Below are 22,383 nucleotides of genomic sequence, written 5' to 3'. Positions count from 1 at the left end.
ATTTACTATTTTAAAGTTAAGTGTTTAACCTTTAAGTACTTAAATTCTTTTTTCCAGATAAAGCATACATTATATCTTGATGTTTTATTATCCTCTTATAATTATGTGGTATCGGGAATTTATTTCGGTGTTCTTTTATTATAATTAAAGTTTGAAGTTCTATGCTCAATACTTTTGCGAGGACACGATAGTTATATCCATTATTTAACAGAGAAATTATGTCATAAAACATAGTTTTTCCACCCACTAATTTTACTAATTTATTCTTTAACTCATCCCTTTTTTCTTTAGCTTCATCAATTTCTAACAACATAGATTTTTTATTTGTCTGCTTAATGTATTGAGTATACAACTCTGGGAATTCTTTTTGTACTTCTTTGTTTAATACGGGTTTATATTTAATCATGTAAGTAACTTGTAACAATGAGCGTTTTAACAAACTATCTTCAATGAGATACGCTACTTTATTAAATAAATGTACATATTCCTCAATATTGGAATAACTATTAAAATGAGCTAATACTCTACTTTTTATACTAAAAGCCTTGCCTACATAAATAATATTGTCATTATAGTCTTTAATGAAATAAATACCACTGTCAGATTTTTTCAATTTATTATCCAATTCTTCTATACTCATAAAATGCAATTCACTCATACTTCTCTCTCCTTAGCAGTTTTAAATCGTAAAAAACAAGCAAGGTTTCTAAAAAAGTACTTAGCTGCCCTAGCATCTCTTATTTTATCTCTTGCTAAATGTCAAAAAACTGCTTCTATGTTACTCAACTATCAATATGATTATTAATAAAATTTTCGATCGTTATTATCTCGCAATTTTATCATGTAATTTCGAGATCGTTTCCTCATTTAAATTACTGTGTTTTATCGAATAAAGGAAATATACTACTACCCCAATAGTAATCCAAATACTAAAGTACACCCATGTCCTTAACGGTAAATTTAGCATTAAAAACACACAGTATACAATTGCAACGCATGGTAATACAGGTACAAAAGGTACCATAAATCCACGTTTTAAATTTGGGTGTGATTTACGAAGGATAATAACTGATAGACAAACTAACGCAAATGTCACCAAACTACCGATATTAACTAAATTAACTAATTCTTTCAAATCAATAAACCCAGCTATTATAGAGCTCCCTATTCCTGCTAATCCAGTTATAAAAGTGGGTGCTCCAGTTTTCTTATTAACTTTCGCAAATGATTTCGGTAACAATCCATCACGACTCATTGCAAAGAATACTCGTGTTGCCGCATACATATTGGAAAAAATAACAGCCATAAGGCCAATTACAGCACCTGCAGCAATTGCACCAGCGACTTTTCCTTGTCCTACAACTTCCATTACATACGCCATTGCCTCAGGAACATTTAATTCTTTATAGGAAACCATTCCTGTCATAACAAGGCATACCATAACATAAATAATTGTACATATGATTAATGATGCAATAATACCGATTGGAAGATTACGTTTCGGATCTTTTACTTCTTCTGCTGAAGTTGCTAATATATCAAAACCCGTAAAAGCGAATAAAATAGCTGCTCCACCCGTAAAAACTCCACTTAAACCGTATGGTGCAATTGGTATCCAGTTCATTGGTTTTACATAGAATATACCAACCGTAATAAACAACAAAATCATTCCAATTTTAATCAATACCATTGTATTATTGATTCGTTTGCTTTCCCTCGTACCACGGGATAACATCCATGCTAATATCAATGTAATAATTACTGCTGGTAGATTCACAATACCACCATGCGAAGGAATCGTTACTAGAGCTTTAGGTATCTCTAATCCAAATCCCTTTATTAAATTGTGGAAATAGCCTGTCCATCCAGCAGCGACAGCTGCTGTTGCCACGATATATATTAACAGCAATGACCAACCTACTAGATGAGCAACAAACTCACCAATTGTTGCATATGAGTACGTATATACACTACCAGACGCCGGGAGTGTAGAAGCAATTTCCGCGTAACATAATGCTATAAATCCACATATAATTGCTGCAAGTATAAATGAAAAAATAACTGCTGGACCAGCATCTCTTGCTGCTACTAATCCAGTTAACACAAGAACCCCCGTTCCAACTATCGAGCCTATCCCTAACATAATTAAATCAAATGCTCCTAATGTTTTCGTTAAAGTCTTGCTTTGATTATGCTCTAACAATTGTGTAACGGATTTCTTTTTTAGTAAATTACTCATATTTTCTGTATCCCCTTTAAAATAAGGTTGGTTCTTCTCGTTAGTGTTGTATATAAATTTACTTAGTTATTAACTAGCCTCATAATATTTCTTTTACATTAAATAGATTTGAAATATTATATAAATTCGCTTCTCACTTACTAGTTAAACTAGACATTTCCATAGATTTTTGCGTACAACGTTTCATAGCTGAAATGATAGCTGTTCTTAAACCTTTTTCTTCTAGCGTTACTACAGCTTCTATCGTCGTTCCACCTGGAGAACAAACCATATCCTTCAATTCACCTGGATGTATTCCTGTTTCCAATACCATTTTTGCAGAACCTAATACAGCCTGAGCCGCAAATTTATAAGCTTGTTTTCTCGGCATACCACCAAGTACAGCAGCATCTGCCATGGCTTCTATAAACATATACACATATGCTGGAGAAGAACCACTAATAGATGTAACAACATCCATTAGTTTTTCATTTATGACCTCCGTCTGGCCGAAAATATTAAATATGTTCAGTACCTCTTTTATATCTTTTTCTGTAACCATTTCATTAAAACATAACGCAGACATTCCTTCTCCAACAAGTGCCGGTGTATTAGGCATTACTCTAACAACCTTTAACTTTCTACCAAATTCATTCTCAGTGCTCTTAATACTTTTTCCTGCAGCAATAGTTACAACGATTACATCATTTTTTATTTGATCTTTTATTTGGTTAATTACCGATGAGTATAAATCTGGTTTGATTGATAAAATTAAAATGTCAGCACTGTTAGCGACTTCATTGTTGTTAGTAGTTATAGTTATGCCATATTCATTACTAGCATTTTTTAAATTAATGACGTTTAAATCTGAACAAATTATTTGATCTGGAGAAACTATATTTTTTTTTATCATCCCACCTATCATAGCAATACCCATGTTTCCACATCCGATGAATCCTATTTGTTTATTCATAATAATTTGCTCTTGCTCCTTCTACTCTAAATTTTATTGATTTTGAAATTATTATTCTAAATAAGGGCTATTACAATTACTTGGTTTATCAATAGAATTTCAAAATTCTCCTTCCTATAATGAGTTATGTTTTCGTATTTCGTTTACAAGCATGCATAAAAAAAATGAAGAGACTTTCTATTCATAGAACTATTAAAAACGAGAGTAAAATGGTGATAATTTTTATGAATTAATAATCTTTAACTATTCAACATTTTAAATAGAGCTTACACATCCCTCTAATAATTACTTATTTTAACAATTTATAGTTAAGCTTAAGAAAATGTATTTAAATTCCAAATAATTATCCCCATAGATAGTATGAAACAAAGTAATGCAGGAATTGCCATTAAAATAGATTGTTTTGCTCGAAACATATGAGCATGAATAGCTCCGACCATGAGAACTGCTATTAATGTATTTGCTCCTAGCGCTAAGTATTGATTCCAAATACCACCGATTATACCTATTGCTCCAACAATTTCAACCAAACCAATTATAGACATAAACCATAATGAATATTGATATTGTTGCCAATGTTCTACCTGAAAAGATATATGGAAAATTTTTACGAATCCCCCTACTACAATAAAAATTGCTAAAACTACCTGAAGAACAATCATCTTTTAAACTCGCTCCTTTTAAGACTTTGTTAATTTTCATACTTCACAAGGAATAAATATATGCGTTTTACCAATATCAGAAAGGGAGGTATACATAATTTAATTTTTTATACACTAAGAACTAAGTAGATAACCTTTACTACATAATATTTTCTTAAGAAAAATATTTATTTTAATATATTTGTCTCTTTTGTTAACCTGAATAGATTGTTTTTAATTTCAGACATGCTGATATTTTTTCTTGAAACACCGGTTTCTACTGCAGCACGTGCGACAGCATATGCTACATGTGGCACCACCCTAGGATCAAACGGATTTGGAATGACATAGTTGACATGAAGCTCTTCTTCTGAAATTAAATCAGCTATTGCATAAACAGCTGCTAGCTTCATTTCTTCATTAATTTCTTTTGCTTGTACATCTAAGGCTCCACGAAAAACTCCAGGGAAAGCTAATACATTATTTACTTGATTAGGAAAGTCAGAACGTCCTGTACCAACTACTAGTGCTCCTGCTATTTTTGCTTTATTAGGCATAATTTCAGGTGTAGGGTTAGCCAAGGCAAAAATAATAGGATTATGATTCATAGAACGAACCATATCCTCATCAACTACACCTGCAGCTGATACGCCAATAAATACATCAGCATCAATCAGGGCCTCTGCTAATCTTCCCCGCTTCTGTTCTATATTTGTAATACGAGCTATTTCTTCTTTAAGCGCATTCATTCCAATAGGTCGCTGTTCATATACTATCCCTTTTGTGTCACACAAAATAACATTTTTCACATGCATATGGAGTAACAACTTAACAATGGCTATCCCAGCAGCACCAGCGCCATTTACAACGATTTGAACATCTTCAATTTTTTTATTTGTTAACTTAAGTGCATTAATTAGGCCAGCAATCGTTACAATAGCTGTACCGTGTTGATCATCATGGAAAACAGGAATATCACAAGATTTTCTTAGGCGCTCCTCAATTTCAAAGCATTGAGGTGCTGCAATATCTTCTAAGTTTATCCCACCAAAATTTAGTTCTAATAATTTAACAACCTCAACAATCTTATCCGGATTATTAGTGTTTAAACAAATAGGAAAAGCATCGATCTCAGCAAATGATTTGAAAAGTAAAGCTTTTCCCTCCATCACTGGCATAGCTGCTTTAGGTCCAATATTCCCAAGACCTAATACTGCAGTTCCATCAGATATAACTCCAACTAGGTTCCCTTTCATTGTATAATCATATACTTTGCTTTCATCTTTATAAATCTCTAAGCATGGCTCAGCAACACCTGGTGAGTAAGCGAGACTTAAATCTGTTGAATTTTGTACTTTAACTTTAGAATAAACACCAATCTTCCCCTGTTTTTCTTTATGCATTTTTAATGCTTCATCTCGTAAAGGTGACATATAATTTCGCTCCTATAATTAAGTTAAGAGTTCATTAACTCTATCTTAAACTTGATATTGTATGATATAAGTAAGACTTCTAATATAATCATTATTTATTTTTATAACCTTTTAACATATCTTTTGCATAACGATTAGGGTATAAATTATTTAACATATTGTATGGACTTCCCTTCCAATATCTTCTTAATGGTGTCCATAACTTATGTTTAATTAACCATCTTTGTGTGTAAATAGATAGTAATTGCCCCTCTGTTAGTTTTTCCTTTTCTTCAATAGTCCACTTCAGCGCCTCTAATGCTTTTTTTTCAGTCCAAAATCCGGTAGGTGTGAATTTATATTCCCATTCTTTATTTTGACCAGGATATAAGTCATTGATCATGGCGTACGGACTGTTATTCCAGAATATTTGACAAGGAGAAATTAAATTATGAATAGTAAGCCATTTTACACTGTAAACTTGTAATAATTGAAAAGAAGTTAATTTTTCTTTTTCTTCAATAGTCCACCTTAATGCTACCAATGCTTTTTCTTTAGTCCAAAAATTGTTAGGAGTCATACTAAATTCCCACTCTTTAAATTTATTAGGATATAAAGAATTTATCATTGCATAAGGACTACCATTCCAATACATAACTAATGGTGCACTGAGTTTATTTTTCTCTAACCATTTTTTACTATAGAATTTGAATAGTTCTACTTTACTTAGCTTTTCTTTTTCTTCAACAGTCCATTTTAATGCTTCAAGAGCTTTTTCTTTAGTCCAAAAATTTAATGGTGCCATACCAAACTCCCACTCTTTAAATCTATTGGGATATAAGTCTTCAATCATCTTATAGGGACTATTATCATAACTATGTTTGAGCGCGCCGAGTAATCGATATTTTATAATTAAAGGCGTATTCCATTTTTGTTTAATATCCTCTTCATTCCATTTTAAAATTGTTTCAATTAAATATTTTGTGACCCTTTTAGATAGCTCTCTATTGCTATCTTCTTTCCATGTATTCGGTGGAAACCTACTTCTTTTACCGTCTAATATTTCTTGATAGATTTCTTCTATTTGCACTGCTTTCGCTTGCACTTCAAACTCCCTCCTATTCAAGACATATAGCGATTCCTCTTTCCTAACGTTAAATAACACACCAATAGTAACTATTGTGATTTACTTTTATAACGCAAAAGAAATGTATAGGGTAAAATCATTTCTTTAATCTATAATAAGAAGGACATAAAAAAACAAAAAGTTACAAAAATTTTTAAATTAAAATTTTTGTAACTTTTTGTTTTGATGCAAATATAATTTCAATTAAGGTATCTCACCGTTTTAAACTTGACGCTCCATAATCTTGTATAGTTACATTTATATGATATTTAATCGGTACCTTACTAAATGTTTGATCCCAATTTTTTTTGACTTTCTCCCATGTTCTCGGGTGTTTAATTCTTAATTGGTTGCCAAAACCCACAATATCGACTTGGTATTCTTTTTGTATTTTTTTTGTAACATGATGTACTAAGTGCTTTACTTCTTTTTCAATAGCTTTTTCTTCCCTTTTCAAAAATTCATTTTCAAAATCTTTTCCTGATTGCATCCAATTTTCAGACAAACGCCCTTCTGATTCAATGTTTACATCAAAGGAAATATTATTTCCGTTAACATGTGGTATGATTTTGCTTTTTATTGACTTTATTTCGTATATAATGAGTTTCTTTGATTCTTTATCAAAAGTTTTTACCACACCACCATTCCTTTTTCCGTTTATCCATACTACTCCTTCCAATTCCTGCTCATTTAAAAAGCCCATCAACTTTTTTGTCTTCCCTTTAATTACAGCAGCTCCTGCAAATTTTGTTTCCCCATTTATCGAGATTACATTTTGCAAAAGAAAACTGGCCCCTGACCGCATCTTTCCTTCCAATTTAGCGAGCGATACAGGAGGTAAAATCCTTGTTGTTCTATTTCTATTATCTGCAATTCCAGACAAACGAAATGCTGGGATTTCTCCTTTTTTGTTTGATTCCAGTACCTCCTTCGCTAGACCCTTGCTAATTAAGAGCATACAGCTAAGCCGAACTTCATTGTCACGGAGATACTGTTCAAGTAATTGTTCTAAACTGTATGTACGTACAAGACTATCGCTAATAACAATATTTTTTAAATGTGGGCTGAACATTGTGCTCTCTCTTTTCAATGAAAACTCACGAACAATTTGATGAATGGAATCACCGGTCTCAGAAACATTTATATAACGTTTTTGTTGTCCATTTCCTTTACTTTGTGCTTGCGAACTAACAATTTGATAAGTAGCTGTTATAAGGTTTCTTTTAGGATAACCTCCTTCCTCATCCTCTTTCTCAATTGTTGAATCCTTCCCTTTATCTAGTGCTATACCTGCAGTTAAGCTCAATTCTTCTACTTCTTTACTGCTCCAACACCCTGTTAAAAATAGAAGCAAAAGCGTCCATAACAAAGCCAAATAGAACCGCATATAATTAAATTTATGTTTCACACTACTCCTCCTTTTAATCGCGTAATAATAAGAAGAAGCAGTGGCAGTAAACCAAATAAAAATAAAGCAGCATTACCGAGCATATCCCCCAATTTAAGCAAGTCATTTATATTTTTCGAAGTCATAGCAATGATGTAAATGATTGGAATCAAAGCAAAAATAAATGGATGAATACTCTTTTTAAAGAGTTGTGCTAATCCTAATGCAGCTGCATAATAACTAATCGTATAGGTAGCAAATATTTGCATAATCCATATTACAAGCAGTAAAGATTCAAAACGTTCAAATATCAAACCAGAAATTTCAAAACTGCGCATAAGGTCAATTGTCGGCCATGTTCTTGTTACAACCCCATCAATTGATAATGCACCAATGACCATTACAACAGTTATTACATAAAAGATTAACGGAATAGAAATTCCAACTAAAATAGCTTTTACTGCTTTCTTTCGTTGTTCCATAAATACCAAAAGAATTAACATAATTTCAGGACCTGTATATGCGAGAGACGTTGTTTTTATCCCATCTAACACTGGTTTAATTCCCAAACCTAATACGGGACGGAGATTATCTATCTCGAATATTCCGATACTCATAAAGGAAATGATTAAAAAAATAAAAACAGTAATAGGAAATATTATTTCAAACATCCGTGCAATTGAATTAATACCACCCATAATCAAATAGAGACCTATCCACATAAAAGGCATAACAATAGCCCATGTGGGGGTTCCTTCTAGTAAAAAAAAGCTTATTACTTCTGCCATTGAACGAATTTGAAATGCTGAAGTTGTAAGAAAATACCCTATAATAAGAAAACTAAGCAATCTCCCTATCCATTTCCCTACAATATCTTGACTGTATTGGTAAAATGTTTTTTCTGGAAACTGCTGACTTAATTTGACCATAATTACTCCTGAAACCATTGCCAGTATCCCACCTAATATCACACTTAACCATACATCTGGTGTTTTCACTTTTTCCACAGATGCTCTGGGCAAAGTAAGAATTCCTGTCCCAAGTATGTAATTTACAATAATAACAACTGCTTGTGAAGTTGTTATTCGGTCTTTAGGTATAGTAATCACTGAAGGCCACTTCCTTTCGTCATCAGCTACCTTTTGCGGATAGTTTTTTTGGTATGCATTATTTTCGGTCGACGTCTCATTATTTTTAATGGCATGCGAACCATAAAATCTTTCCAATCACTGAATCGATATGGAACAGCAGGGCTGGTATAAGGAACGCCAAAACTTTTCAGTTTCACTAAATGACTGCAAAGTAAAAGAAAGAAGAGAATAACTCCATACAATCCAAATATCGCAGCACAAAACATAGCTACAAAACGAAGAATGCGTAACGTAATTCCCACACTATATTGCGGAATAGTAAAAGAAGAAATAGCTGTTACCGCAACAACGATAACCATTATTGGACTAACAATTCCTGCTTCTACGGCAGCCTGACCAATTATTAAACCGCCCACAATTCCCATTGCCGGTCCAATCGGTTTAGGCAGACGTAAACCTGCTTCTCGTAAAACTTCGATAGCTACTTCCATAATTAACGCTTCTATTAAAGCGGGAAAAGGAACTCCTTCTCGCGATCCGATAATAGAAATAGCGAGCTTAGTGGGAATTAATCCTGGATGAAATGAAATAAAAGAAATATACAGTGCTGGAGCAAATAATGAAACAAAAGCTGTCATGAAGCGTAATAAGCGGAGAAGCGTACCAGGAAGCCACCTTTCATAATAATCTTCTGGTGATTGCAGCAGCATACTAAATGTAACTGGAGCAATTAAAACAAATGGTGTTCCATCTAACAAAATAGCTACTCGACCTTCCATCAAAGCACTAATAACACGATCAGGTCGTTCTGTATTTTGAATCTGCGGAAAAGGACTGAGATAATTATCTTCAATAAGTTGCTCTATATAACCAGATTCGAGTACACTGTCTATGTCAATTTTCTGAATTCTGTTTTTTATTTCATCCACCAATTCTGTACTAGCAAGATCTTTAATAAATGCGACGACTAACTCTTTCTTTGCACGTTCTCCTACTGGTAGCTTTACTAATGATAAGCTCTCATCCGCACAGTGTCGTCGCAAAAGTGAGGTATTATCACTTAATACTTCAGTAAAACCGACCCGTGGCCCTCTGACTAATGCCTCCGATACTGGTTCTTCAATGTTTCGTTTATTTGCTTTTGTTGTACCAAGAATAAACACATCTGCTAAACCATCAATTAAAAGAGCTGTTGAACCTATCAATACTTTGGGTATTAAATCTTTTATGTAATGGACTTCTGCTACTTCACTAATTGTAAGAACTTTATTTTTAATATATTCTTTTGAAACAGTCCCCTCCACATAAGAAGATTCATTTTTATATTCATCAGAAAAATCATCCATTAGTAATTTCATAATATGTTTGTCAATTATCTCTTTATCTGATAGACCATCAACAAAAACGATCCCAGCCTGAATATCTGTGCGTCCAATATTAAACTTCCGAAATCGAACATCAGAATTATGTCCGATTTGTTGCTTTATAAGTTCTAAGTTAGAGGCAAAATCATTTATGAAATGAACGTTTGTATTTTGAGATGGTTTATGCTCTTGTTTCGTTTTACTTTGAATATTATTTTTTTTCACTTGTTTGTCTCTTGACTTCCACCAACTCATTCTTCCCACTCTTTCTCTGACATACGAACCCAATGAAAAAATCTTGAGATAGTATACGGAATTAAAAACAAGATAAAAGCTTGTACAAAGACTTTCCAATCTGGAAGATAAGAAGTAATTATGTTCCACATTTTTATCACCCAATTTATATACTCTGTTAGGATTGAGATTTCTAAAAAACGATATGTACTTAATAAAAAATAACGATAAGATTAAAGAGCAGAAAAGCGAGACATTATGCTTATTTAGTACCAATAACCTAATTAGTATAAAAACATTTCTGACCTAAAATACCATTTCCAATTATAATTTGTTAAATATTATCTCCTTTTCCCTTATTTATATGCCCGCATTTGAATTTCAAATAATATAAGGATCAATGATATTTCCTCTTAAAGAAAAAAAGATGCCAGAAGATAGCATCTTTTTTTCAATTCAACTTACTATGTATTTATATTTTATTGTTAAAATACTCGTTTTTTTAATGAATATTAATGTGTAAAAAATACATATTCTTTTGTTTTAAGTTCATACACTTCTACCGAATCGATACGGAATTTTCTGATTTTAAAGCCAATATGAAATAAAGGAAAATCCTCTCTTAGAAAAACTATATAAAACCAATAACATGAAAATAATTATCAATCTATCAATTGAAAATAATACTTAGCAAGAGTTTATCATCTTAACTCCAAGTGTATTCGTTTTGCTTCAAAATAAAGAACTTGAATAAATTTTTTCGTATCAATACGAGCAGGTAATGTTGGTTCATTATTCAATTCTGTCATCTTTCTCCTTACGGTAGTAAAATCAAAAAATCTAGAAGCATAATTTTCGAACTTCGGGTTTAAAAAATCAGTAAGTCCAAGGGATGCTAAATGGTTTAATGATTGATAAATTGCTCTCCGAATCCGTTGTTTGGAAGCTTCTATGAACCTTTTTAATTCGGCATCTTCAGCTGAATCCCCAAGTTTTTTTTGAGCTAAATTCATAAAAATCTCTTTTAGTGAGGGAAAGCCTTGTTCCAACGTGTTATCTTGTTCATATTTATATAAATAATCTAGCATATCCATTAAATCTTTACTTCCACTTTCACTGGCTATTCCTAATTCAGACAAAAGAAAATGAATGGAATTTTGAAAATGATTGAAAGTATTTAAATGTTTTTCACTACGGTATTTTTCTTGCGTACTTAAATTACTATCCAATTTTAGTACCATATTAAGCGATTCTTGAATGTTTTTTATCGATTTTTCCAAACGAATTCGTTCAATGACTTTCCGAACAACTGTTAATACTTCAATCCGGTTAATTGGCTTAATAATATAGTATTCAACACCAAGCGAATAAGCTTCAGCAATTAATTCTTTTGATTCTACTTGAGAGACCATGATGATTTTCCCTTTAAACGAAGGTTTTATTTGACGAATTGTTTTTATTCCATCTTGATTCGGCATTAACAAATCGATAAATAAAATGTCTATATTTTTAAGGATTACCATTTGTTGCTCTAAAGATAAACCATCCTCAGCTTCTCCTATAACCTCCCCAAGATCTTCATCCTCGATAATTTGAGCCAACATTGAGCGAACCGCTTTTTCATCATCTACTATATAAAAATACATAGAATCACCCTTTCGAAATTATATGATCAATCCCTAATCTAATTATAAAAATTGATCCTTTTCCTTCGATTCTGTCCTCAAGCGTAACATCACCTTCAAGTTGTTCGACCATTTCTTTAACATACGATAATCCGATACCTGTCGATGGGTTGCCTAAATCATCATATTTAGAAGTAAACCCAGGCTCAAAAATTGAATCTTTATATTTTGAAGAAATACCAGGACCATTATCGCCTATTTGAAATTCAACAAAATGGTGGTCTTTATTAATGTCAATTGTGATGGTTCCCATACCTTGGATAGCTTCTACAGCGTTTGTAACGATATTATTTATAATAGATAAGATTGTGTAAATATGATAATGAGGATGCACACCATCAATTTTATACACAAATTGGATGTCTTTCTCTAGCAACCGTGCATATTTCGTATTTGCCCGTATAATGATATTTACTAGTTCATGCACAGACATATAATCTGTAAAACTTTCATCAGAAATTAATTTTGAAAGTCCCGCAAAAATACGTTGGTTATCCTTTTTAACATCATGGACCTCACCAGCAATTTGTAATGCCTGTTGCCTTAAATCCTCAAACTGAAAATCCATCTGTTTGTGCTCAAAAGAGTCTAAGGTTTTATATAAATCATAGGATTTTTTTGTTATATTCTCAGCATCTTGTAATGTTTTCTTTAAATGAACAGCATCTTCATATAAATTAGAGATAAGCATGAGCATATGTTCATTTTGTTTCTTTATATGTCTCTCCCTTGATTGCGCTTCATACAATTTCATCATATTGAAAAAGCTTAGAACTATAAAACTATGGGAACATGCGATAACAATGATCTCATTTATTGCCTCGGATGTGATCGATGTTTTTAATACGAAATATTGAATCATTAATTCCACACAGTCTGACAGTATTTCAATCATGCAACCAATAAAACCAATCATTAGTGGTTGATGATAAAAACGTTTGATTTTTGCTAAATGAAAGAGATACGAATAAGTAAAATAAAAGAAAAAACTAGGATAGTGAGTATGAAAAGCGGCTAGCCAATCCATATTTCCCTTTATAATGACATCCATTGAGATACGAAATACTACCACGACTATCGCTGTTAAAAAACCCGGTAAAAATGCTGGAATTCGTCGAAACAATAACAAAAAAAAGAAAAATGTTGGTGCGCCAAAGCTCATTCTAAATGTTTCATTTAAAGGAAATGACTTTATTTCACCTACTAAGGGTACTGTAAGTATCATTAAAACGAGAATATAGATGTCTTTTTTTACTAAATTACTAAGATTCAAAATAATCACTTCTCACTTTCGCCTAACAGTCAGTATACAAACCTATTTGCATTAATACAATACTTACTCTATTTTTTTCAAAAACTGATAAATAAGATATAAACGAAAGCATTCTAGATTGTGAGTATTCATTACACCCTTCTACTTTAGAAAGATACTTTATAACTCAAAAATGTTCAGACACAATATAAGGTCTGAACACTTTTGGACTCGCTCTAACACCAAAATATCTGTGCTCCTTTTTAAAATATACTTAAATCCCATTCTTTTGCAATATGTTCTAACAACATAATTCCTGGTAAACTATTCCCATATTCATCAATGGCTGGTCCGTAAATACCAATACCACATCCATCTTGGAACGATAAATCCTTCCTAGATTTTGAGGGAACAAGTGTCATAATTCCGCCCGATACCCCACTCTTAGCTGGTAATCCAATGAAAGCAGCAAATTTTCCAGAAGCATTGTACATTCCACAAGTTAGCATTAAAGCTTTTGTTAACCTAGCTACTTCTTTAGGGAGCACTTGTTCTTTGCGAATAGGATGATATCCATCATGTGCTAGTATAAGCCCTATTAAGGCAATATCTTCTGTATTTATTTCAATCGAACATTGTTTTAGGTAAACCTCTAGTGTCTCCTCCACATCTGATTCTAGAAAACCATTCTCCTTTAAATAGTATGCTAATGCTCTATTACGATGAGCCGTTTCCCATTCTGATTGAAATACTATTTCATTAATAGCGGGACGCTTCTCTATCATTTTTTCAATTAATACGTATAGAGATTCTAATTTTTCTTGCACCGATGTCCCTGGCAAAAGTGAAGCTATCGTAATTGCTCCAGCATTAATCATAGGATTAAAAGGTTTTCCTGGTTTATGTATCTCTAAACGAATAATTGAATTAAAGGCATCTCCAGTTGGCTCTACGTCAACTCGTTCTAATACATAAGAAATACCGCGACTTAAACAAGCGGCTATAAAACCGATTACTTTTGATATACTTTGTAATGTGAAAGGTATCTCCCAATCTCCTGATTTTATCATTGTTCCATCTGGCTTTACTATACAAATACCTAACTGCGATACATTTATTTCCCCCAGAGCAGGAATATAACTGGCGCTTCGTCCCTTAGCTGCATACGTTCGATAATGAGCTACCCATTGATCTAAGCAAACTTTTTCTTGACCCTCAACTTGAACGCTAGAATCCTTTATCATTTAATCATATTCCCCCGTACTATTAACTTTATATAGAATGATTTTTTCTTTACTATAATCAATAATATTTGCACTAGAACCAAGAAAAATATTCAGACATATTGCAGTCTGAATATCCTTCTTATTACACACTTTTCTTTTTTGAAGTTTTCTCATAACTATCCCAACATTCAATATTTTCAAGCCCTTTAATGTTTTCTTTATAAAAAATAGGATCTTTACCAGCTTTTTTCTGGTTTATATAATCTTGTAACGCCGCAAATGCTACTTTTGAAAGTAAGGTAATAGCAATTAAATTAATAATAACCATAAAGCCCATAAATAAGTCCGCTAAATCCCATACAATTTGAATCTTTGCAACAGAACCAAATACAATCATAGCCAACACACTTATTCTGTATATCATTAACCACACTTTACTTGTATGTAAGAAGCGAATATTTGTTTCACCATAATAATAGTTGCCAATTAACGCACCAAATCCAAATAAAAAAACAAAGATAGCAAGACAACCCGATGCCCAAGGACCTATGTGTTCACTTAATGCTGCTTGTGTAAGTGCAATACCATTTAACCCCGGTTGTTTATATGCATCAGACAGCAAAATAATAAAGGCAGTGCTAGTACATATGATCAGTGTATCCGTTAATACACCAAATGCTTGAATCAGTCCTTGTTTCACCGGATGACTTGTTGTTGCTGTTGCGGCAACGTTTGGTGCACTTCCCATACCAGCTTCATTTGAAAATAAACCACGTTTAACTCCATTCATAAGTGCTGCACCAATTGAACCGCCTGCTATTTGTTTAAAACCAAATGCGTTTTGAACAATAAGAGAAAGAACTTCCGGCATTTTTGATATGTTGGTAACTACAACAAATAATGCAACTCCAATGTATAATACCGCTAAAAATACCACCTTGTATTCAGCCATTTTTGCAATACGTTGTACACCACCAAAAATAATCGCAGCGAAAGCAATGGCCATGATTATCCCAACTGTTAGACGATCTGTACCAAATGAGTTTTGAAAAGCAATTGTAACTGTATTTGATTGTACTGAATTGAATACAAGACCAAAAGTAATTGTGATTAAAATAGAGAATAATACTCCCATCCAACGTTTATTCAACCCTTTTTCCATATAATAGGATGGACCACCGCGGAAACCAGTTTTATCTTTTACTTTATATATCTGTGCTAATGTGCTTTCGACAAAACTGGAGGCCGAGCTAATAATAGAAATAATCCACATCCAAAATACAGCTCCAGGACCACCTAATGCAATTGCAATCGCAATTCCTGTGATATTCCCTGTTCCAACGCGGGCTGCCATACCAATACAAAACGCTTGAAAAGGAGAGATTTGATCTTTAGAACCACTTTTCCCCTCCATTAATACATGGACCATCTCTTTTAACATTCGAAACTGTACAAAATTCAATTTAAATGTAAAATAAATTCCGCAAATAACAAGCATAATAATTAACAATTTAGACCATAAAAAATCATTTGTTGATCCGACTAACTCTACAAAAAATCTTTCCATATTATCACTCCATACCAAAAATTTATCTATCATAATCTATATAAAATCACCTATATTCCTTGGCATAAATACCTCATTCATATTCAAATACAACAAGGATAAAAATTTTCTATATGAATAGAATTGGCCTGTTTAAACAAACATCGTAACATGCAACTTCAAAACTGAATTTTCTAAAAACTTTCCGTTTATACACACGATGCTCTATCCCCTTCTGCAAAACTAATATTCTTATCCACTAATGTTGTTGTACTATTATATTTGTTTCGTTTACCGGTGATTTATATTTAAATCATAATAATCAATAGTGATTAACTGGTTTTTTGTTAATTTTCTTAAGAACATGGAAATATCTCCTTTCTTACTACTAATCTCAAAAATAGGCTAGGTAAAAATTTCACGAAAAACCTATAAAGCGCTTTCAATCTTTAACTAAGAGAAGCTTGTCTTTAATTTATAATTAAAAGTACAGAATGTTACGAAAAAGTACAGATTTTTATAAAAACAAAAAAATATTTTAAGATTTTTCATCTAAAAAAACAGTGAGATTTTGTGAATTTTATACAGTATCCAAACGTCGCAGATTTTGTTCTACCTATCCTTTGACAAGCCTCTATTTTCTTCATAAAAACATGCATACTTTTTCTCTTTTAGAAGTTCATATAAAGTATTTGAAATCAAGAATCAATAGAATATTATAAGAATATTAAAAAAATAAAGCATTTAATTTATTTATGGTATCATACAAAAAACATTTGTTTTCCCAATTAATCCCCCTAGTTGGATTCGTCTATATTGCACATATTTACAACATGAAAGACACTAAGAAAAAAGGATTTTGTTGAAAGGATGAAACATTACAAAACTCTTATTTAGGACCTTATGACATCGTCTTTTCTAGCAATATCGAGTTATCCCAAAAAACGTATATTTACTAACATAGATTACAGGTGGTGTATTGTGAAAGAAATAGTATTCGTTCAAAATAAAAAAAGACTCCTTATGAAATTCGAATTTTTAAAAAAGGATTTAGTGCTTACCATTTCACTGATACTAGCAATTGTAAGCTGCTTAATACATTCGCCAAAGATCGAATATATTAACTTTGAAGTGTTAATTAGCTTATTTAATCTAATGGTGGCCATTAAGGCCTTGGAACAGCTAAAGATATTAGACAAACTTGCTGTTGCGATTTTAAATAAATGCAATAACAGCAGGTCAATATCTATTATTCTAATTTTGTTATGCTTTATTTGCTCCATGTTTGTAACAAATGATGTCGCTCTCCTCACTTTTGTACCAATAACACTTGTCATTAGTAAAAAAACACAAATGAACATGATGGATACAATCATCCTGCAAACAATTGCGGCAAACATCGGTAGTAGCTTGATGCCTATGGGAAACCCACAAAATTTATACCTATATTCTTACTATGGAATTAAGCTCATCCCATTTTTAGGTTCAATCCTGCTTTTAGCTGTACTTGGAATTAGTTTGTTATTTATATGTACTCAAAAACTTCAAAAAACAGATTTGAAAATAGAACTACCTGTTATTACCGTGAAAAATCGAAAAAAAGCTACCGTCTGGATTTTAATACTTATCACTATCATTGCATCTATTTTTGGTGTCATTAATTATTACATTGCGCTAATAGTTACATTGGTGGCAGCATTTACGTTAGATAGAAACTTACTATTTAAGATCGATTACTTTCTTCTAATAACCTTTGTCTGTTTTTTTATTTTCATCGGAAACATTTCACATTCGGATGCACTGGAGACATTTGCTCGCGCTAATTTAAAAGGAGATACTTCAGTCTTCTTTAGTTCCATATTTTTGAGTCAATTGATTAGCAATTTTCCTACTTCAATTCTTCTATCAAACTTTACTTCTGATTGGAAAGCTTTATTACTAGGAGTAAATATTGGAGGGCTTGGAACAATTATCGCATCTTTAGCCAGTGTAATCTCCTATAAACTATTCATTCAGGCCAATGTTAAAGAGAGTAAGGCGTATTTAATTAAATTTAGCATTTACAACTTTTCATTTTTAATCATACTTACATGTATACAATACTTTATGTTTAAATTTCTAAAAATTTTTTAAAAAATTGATTCCTTTAGAAAAACCCAAATTTCTCAATTTAATGCTGAGATATTTGGGTTTTAATATAGGTATGTTTAAAGAGCTACAACAAAGTTACCATCAATTTAATATTTTGAGATGTTCTCACAGCGAAAATCTTTTAGCTTTTACGTTGTTTATTAGATTTCAGTTCATTTTTTATGCACTCAGTTATATAATAAATGACTTAATTTATAGGGTAATAACTTTCAATTAATAATAGAAATATAACTTATTACAATGTTATTTCATTTTTGAAGTCCTCTTCACAAAATCCTTAATGTCCCACAATTTTTTCCCGCTAATATTATCTTTGATGGTTGAATCTATTTCAATTTCTAATTTTGCAAATGCTGCTCCTACACAATTATAGATACTTAATCCAAAAGCAAGATGTCTTGCAGTACCACTAAATGCCTTTTTAATATCAATGTCAGGACGATAAACGTTGAATTTATCAGGCCTTTCAAATATGTTAGAGTCACAATTTGTTGCACCAATCATACAGTAGTATCCACATAACTAGTTACATTCTCCTTTTTTCTATTGTTAATAGCTTCGTAATAAAAGCTGTTAAACAGCAAAAGTGCGAAGTCTTAAATTAGACTTCGCACCTTATACAAATTTACAATCCGTGAAGATACCAATACAAATGCAATACTAGATACATACTAATCACTCATTATATCTGTTGCTCTTTTAATTGGCCAATGTATAAACAAATCCTTTTACTTAGCCATTCTTCATAATTGGTTTGATTATTTCTAGATACTTAATTCCCTCTATACTAATTTTAATCGGTAATCTATTCCGATTAAAATTACAAATGATAAATGTATCCAGTTTTCCTTTTTGCCTACTTGCTAAATTCAGCAATTAAAACGTTTTTAAAAGACTCTGGATTATTAATGTTAAAACTGTTCGAATTGATAGCGAGTGTATGTTTACCTCCAAGTGTTCCACCAACAAAAGTGGCAAACCCTGGAACGGCCCCCCTGTGTCCCCATACCGAGACACCGTTCGGAAGCTTAATTTCAAGGATTCCAAGACCATATCCGGTTCCCTCTCTATTTGTAGGAACTGTAGTAAGCATTTGTTTTAACTGCTGTTCCTTCAGTAATTTGCCACCTAGTAAGTAAGAGAAGAATTTGTTTAAGTCGTCAGCAGTAGAAATCATATCTCCATCCGAGCTACCTGGGTTAATATAAGTAACGTCTTTTAGCTCACTCGCTCCGTCTAGTTGCAAATAGCCACGGGTATGCTTGGTGCCTGGAATCACGCTTGAATTACCAGGTAGAAATGTATTTGACAAATCAAGCGGTTCAATAATCCGATTTTCAACCTCTTCCGCATAACTGTTGCCAGTTACTTTTTCAATAAGGATCCCCAGTAATACGTATCCTGTGTTTGAATAAGACCAACCCTTTCCTGGGGCAAAGTCTGGGGGAAGTGAAATCCCCATCTTTACAAATTCTTCAGCCGTATATGATTTTTTTATATCCGTAATATCAAAGTCTTTTGAATTTATATAGTCAGCAATACCACTTGTATGATTCAATATTTGCCGGATCGTAATCTGGTTACCATCATATCCGTTTCCTTGAATAACACCAGGTAACCATTTTTCAATGGAGTCGTCTAGATTCAAACGGTTCTCTCCAGATAATTGAAGTAGAACTGTTGCAATGAACGTTTTCGTCACACTGCCAATGCGAAAGCGAAAATCTGCTTTCATTGGTTTCTTAGTTTTCAAATCCGCTATCCCAGCACTATAACTCCAAGTTTTACCCCCCTTAGAAATTTGAGCGAGTATTCCCGGGTATCCAAGTTGCAGTTCATCTCGCATTGCTTTCTTAACGGAAGTACGATCGCTTTTCGTACTTGTTTGTAACGAACTAGATACATTTTGCGTAGATTCTGCTTTTACAATTGATGTTGGTGTTATGTATAACAGGGAACTTCCACCTATTAAAAGTGCTAGACTTGCACATGTAATTTTACTGCTTGTTTTCATAAAGAATTCCTCTCTTCTATTTAAATTGTATTGATTGTTGATAGCTATGTCATATACTAACCACACAGCTATCAACTCTCCCAATGATAAAAGTCAACACTGAATTTGCAATTATCGTACTAATCATTATTTTCACAAACACCATTGTGTCCTAACAATCTCTAAATCACTCTTTTTCCATATGCATATTAACCATAGAAATTACTTCTTTTCCTTAAAACACTCTTGTTACTGATTATTTGTTTTATATGTAGGCCGTACTTGCCCCCCCTTCATGCCTCCTTATATTTTTATCCTACACAATGAAAATCTCTTTTTTCTTACCTATTCCTTACAAATTCCTTACATACAAAATCACTTCTACAATAGGATTGAAGTAGCATCTGTGCCCGAAAGCGCAAAAAACACCGATGCTTTTCGCTTCAGTGTTTTTGCGCTTTACATATTGAAGATTCGATTTACTCTTAACAAGTTAAACTGCTAATTTTTTCTAATGCGATTATTCTTCTTGCTATATAGAACAAATTTCATTGTGTTATATGAAACACTATGAAATTTGTCATTAAGGCACATGATTCTAAATTTATTGATGTACTTGAGATGGACTCACTTTTTGAATTTGAACAAGTATATCAAATGCTTTACCTAATGATATATCAACAGTTTTTGGTATATCAGGCCCTTCGGTAGTTATTCCAGCGAAAATTGGATGTTGTTCGTTTAACCAATTTTTTGTCACGCCATTCGCCTTACGTAAATCAATAAAAAATTGATCTTTTTTGACCTGTCCAAAAATGTAGTTATAACTGTTTGGATCATCCGATTTTAATGTTCCATAGGGGCCAAATTCACCATCGCTATTCTTGACATTATATTGTCCTTCATAAACTGACGTTCCAATAGATACGTACCGTTTTCCGTAATATTCTGCTAAATGCTGCCCTGCTACTTTAGGGTATATAAAAGAAAGCATATTTGTTTTCGAAACGTGTCCATTATGTCCCCATACAATGGTTTTTCCTAAATGTTCTTCAGTCCACTTCGCATTTTCATACATTGCAATATCATGTTTCAAATAAAAATCCGCTGGTTTATCAGGAGGTGTCGCTAACATTGTAGTAAACTGTTCAATAATACGAGCATTTTGCTTTATCCATGCAAACTCTTTAGATTTCCCATTTAAATAGCTTTTATTTTCCTCTAATAAAGCACTAATTTGTTTAGCATCTAAAACATACTTTTCTTTTTCTTCTTTCGTAAGGCTTTCAAAAGTATTCATATCCTTTGTTACAGGAATAAGCCCTTTTATCTTCTCTTCTACTCTAGGCAACAGTTTTGAGTTGTTTACTTTAATATATTCTATTATATTATTATAAACATTTTCGTTTACTGATTGAATGTCCATCCCGATGACACGTACTTTCGATTTATGTTTTGGATTAGCATTATATTGCCGAATCCAATCAAGTAAATCTAGCATTTCTTTCGTCTTAAATACAGGTGTTAGATGTTGGCTTGGGTTTCCCTTACCAGTAAGAACATATCGATCAAGTTCCAAGGCCCTGTCCCATCCCTCTTCTAAAACTAGATTGGTAAAGCCCTTTTCAGATACTAAATACTTAACAATGCGGTGTTTCATTGTAAAAACTTCATGAGCCCCATGCGTAGCTTCACCTAAACCTACAATTGAAGCTGAACCTACCATATTCTTAAGTGGTTTCAAATCATTAAGAGATGCAGTTGGATTAGTTGTTTTTAAAGGCTTTGCATGTGCTTCTAACCATTTCGCTATTTGATTTGTATTGTAGGGAGCTGTAACAGAAACCTCTGTTTTCGAATCTGCATAAGTATTTCCTACAAAATGAGTCATTGTTATAGCAGAAGCAACAATTGCAATAATTATTTTCTTTTTCATAAAAAACCTCCTGAAATATTTACTTATAGCTTTTTTACACATGCCCATCAACTTAAGAGTGAGCACAACCTGAGCTTTCGACTCATCGGATCAAAACATTCCTAAAATAAAAGCATACTCTTAAAAATAAGCATCTCAAATAAACCCT

The 22,383-nt window shown here is 32.5% G+C and carries 17 protein-coding genes; 1 reads left to right on the top strand and 16 read right to left on the bottom strand.

Annotation, left to right across the window (positions count from 1 at the left end):
* Positions 1-31: 31 nt before the first annotated feature.
* From MR168_RS22080 to MR168_RS22020, 13 genes are all read right to left on the bottom strand, one after another.
* Complete coding sequence (locus MR168_RS22080) at positions 32-658, bottom strand: GIY-YIG nuclease family protein (protein WP_242291484.1); 627 nt, start codon at positions 656-658, stop codon at positions 32-34.
* A 165-nt stretch (positions 659-823) separates the two neighbouring features.
* Positions 824-2,239: an amino acid permease gene (locus MR168_RS22075; RefSeq protein WP_242291483.1), complete on the bottom strand. Its 1,416-nt coding sequence runs from the start codon at positions 2,237-2,239 to the stop codon at positions 824-826.
* A gap of 133 nt (positions 2,240-2,372) precedes the next feature.
* A complete protein-coding gene (gene proC / locus MR168_RS22070; protein WP_001041290.1) occupies positions 2,373-3,191 on the bottom strand; it encodes a pyrroline-5-carboxylate reductase in 819 nt (272 codons plus the stop codon).
* A gap of 314 nt (positions 3,192-3,505) precedes the next feature.
* Positions 3,506-3,853 (bottom strand): DoxX family protein, encoded by a 348-nt coding sequence (locus MR168_RS22065; RefSeq protein ID WP_086411401.1) that lies wholly within the window; start codon positions 3,851-3,853, stop codon positions 3,506-3,508.
* Positions 3,854-4,020: 167 nt separating this feature from the next.
* Complete coding sequence (locus MR168_RS22060) at positions 4,021-5,265, bottom strand: NAD(P)-dependent malic enzyme (RefSeq protein WP_000074777.1); 1,245 nt, start codon at positions 5,263-5,265, stop codon at positions 4,021-4,023.
* A 91-nt stretch (positions 5,266-5,356) separates the two neighbouring features.
* Positions 5,357-6,349, bottom strand: coding sequence for a DUF4046 domain-containing protein (locus MR168_RS22055; protein WP_242291482.1), 993 nt, complete (start codon positions 6,347-6,349; stop codon positions 5,357-5,359).
* 235 nt (positions 6,350-6,584) lie between these two features.
* Positions 6,585-7,778 (bottom strand): Ger(x)C family spore germination protein, encoded by a 1,194-nt coding sequence (locus MR168_RS22050; protein ID WP_086411672.1) that lies wholly within the window; start codon positions 7,776-7,778, stop codon positions 6,585-6,587.
* Complete coding sequence (locus MR168_RS22045) at positions 7,775-8,866, bottom strand: spore germination protein (protein ID WP_000628606.1); 1,092 nt, start codon at positions 8,864-8,866, stop codon at positions 7,775-7,777. Before MR168_RS22045 ends, MR168_RS22050 begins: the two co-directional genes overlap by 4 nt.
* Before the next feature lie 26 nt (positions 8,867-8,892).
* Positions 8,893-10,467 carry a spore germination protein gene (locus MR168_RS22040; RefSeq protein ID WP_103597474.1) on the bottom strand — a complete coding sequence of 525 codons (1,575 nt, stop codon included), beginning with the start codon at positions 10,465-10,467 and terminating at the stop codon, positions 8,893-8,895.
* 680 nt (positions 10,468-11,147) lie between these two features.
* Positions 11,148-12,092: a response regulator gene (locus MR168_RS22035; RefSeq protein ID WP_000274085.1), complete on the bottom strand. Its 945-nt coding sequence runs from the start codon at positions 12,090-12,092 to the stop codon at positions 11,148-11,150.
* Between the two features lie 4 nt (positions 12,093-12,096).
* Positions 12,097-13,413, bottom strand: a complete 1,317-nt coding sequence (locus tag MR168_RS22030; RefSeq protein WP_242291481.1) for a sensor histidine kinase — start codon at positions 13,411-13,413, stop codon at positions 12,097-12,099.
* A 233-nt stretch (positions 13,414-13,646) separates the two neighbouring features.
* Positions 13,647-14,627 (bottom strand): glutaminase GlsA, encoded by a 981-nt coding sequence (gene glsA / locus MR168_RS22025; RefSeq protein ID WP_000588656.1) that lies wholly within the window; start codon positions 14,625-14,627, stop codon positions 13,647-13,649.
* 124 nt (positions 14,628-14,751) lie between these two features.
* The gene (locus MR168_RS22020; protein ID WP_086411670.1) at positions 14,752-16,176 is read right to left on the bottom strand and encodes an alanine/glycine:cation symporter family protein; all 1,425 of its coding nucleotides are present in this window, start codon (positions 16,174-16,176) and stop codon (positions 14,752-14,754) included.
* Between the two features lie 960 nt (positions 16,177-17,136).
* Between MR168_RS22020 and MR168_RS22015 the strand changes: the two genes are divergently transcribed.
* The gene (locus tag MR168_RS22015; RefSeq protein WP_016122788.1) at positions 17,137-18,288 is read left to right on the top strand and encodes an anion transporter; all 1,152 of its coding nucleotides are present in this window, start codon (positions 17,137-17,139) and stop codon (positions 18,286-18,288) included.
* Between the two features lie 261 nt (positions 18,289-18,549).
* Here the strand turns inward: MR168_RS22015 and MR168_RS22010 are convergent, their stop codons facing one another.
* The 3 genes from MR168_RS22010 to MR168_RS22000 all read right to left on the bottom strand — a co-directional run bounded on the left by MR168_RS22010 (position 18,550) and on the right by MR168_RS22000 (position 22,235).
* A complete protein-coding gene (locus MR168_RS22010) occupies positions 18,550-18,810 on the bottom strand; it encodes a cytochrome P450 (protein ID WP_049108388.1) in 261 nt (86 codons plus the stop codon).
* A gap of 352 nt (positions 18,811-19,162) precedes the next feature.
* On the bottom strand, positions 19,163-20,320 hold the full coding sequence (locus MR168_RS22005) for a serine hydrolase domain-containing protein (protein ID WP_086411669.1): 1,158 nt from the start codon (positions 20,318-20,320) through the stop codon (positions 19,163-19,165).
* Positions 20,321-20,903: 583 nt separating this feature from the next.
* Positions 20,904-22,235 carry an erythromycin esterase family protein gene (locus tag MR168_RS22000; protein ID WP_242291480.1) on the bottom strand — a complete coding sequence of 444 codons (1,332 nt, stop codon included), beginning with the start codon at positions 22,233-22,235 and terminating at the stop codon, positions 20,904-20,906.
* Positions 22,236-22,383 lie beyond the last annotated feature (148 nt).

This window comes from Bacillus cereus group sp. BfR-BA-01356, from assembly GCF_022663635.1.
GTDB lineage: Bacteria > Bacillota > Bacilli > Bacillales > Bacillaceae_G > Bacillus_A > Bacillus_A cereus.
This window is presented reverse-complemented; position numbering and strand designations above follow the sequence as displayed.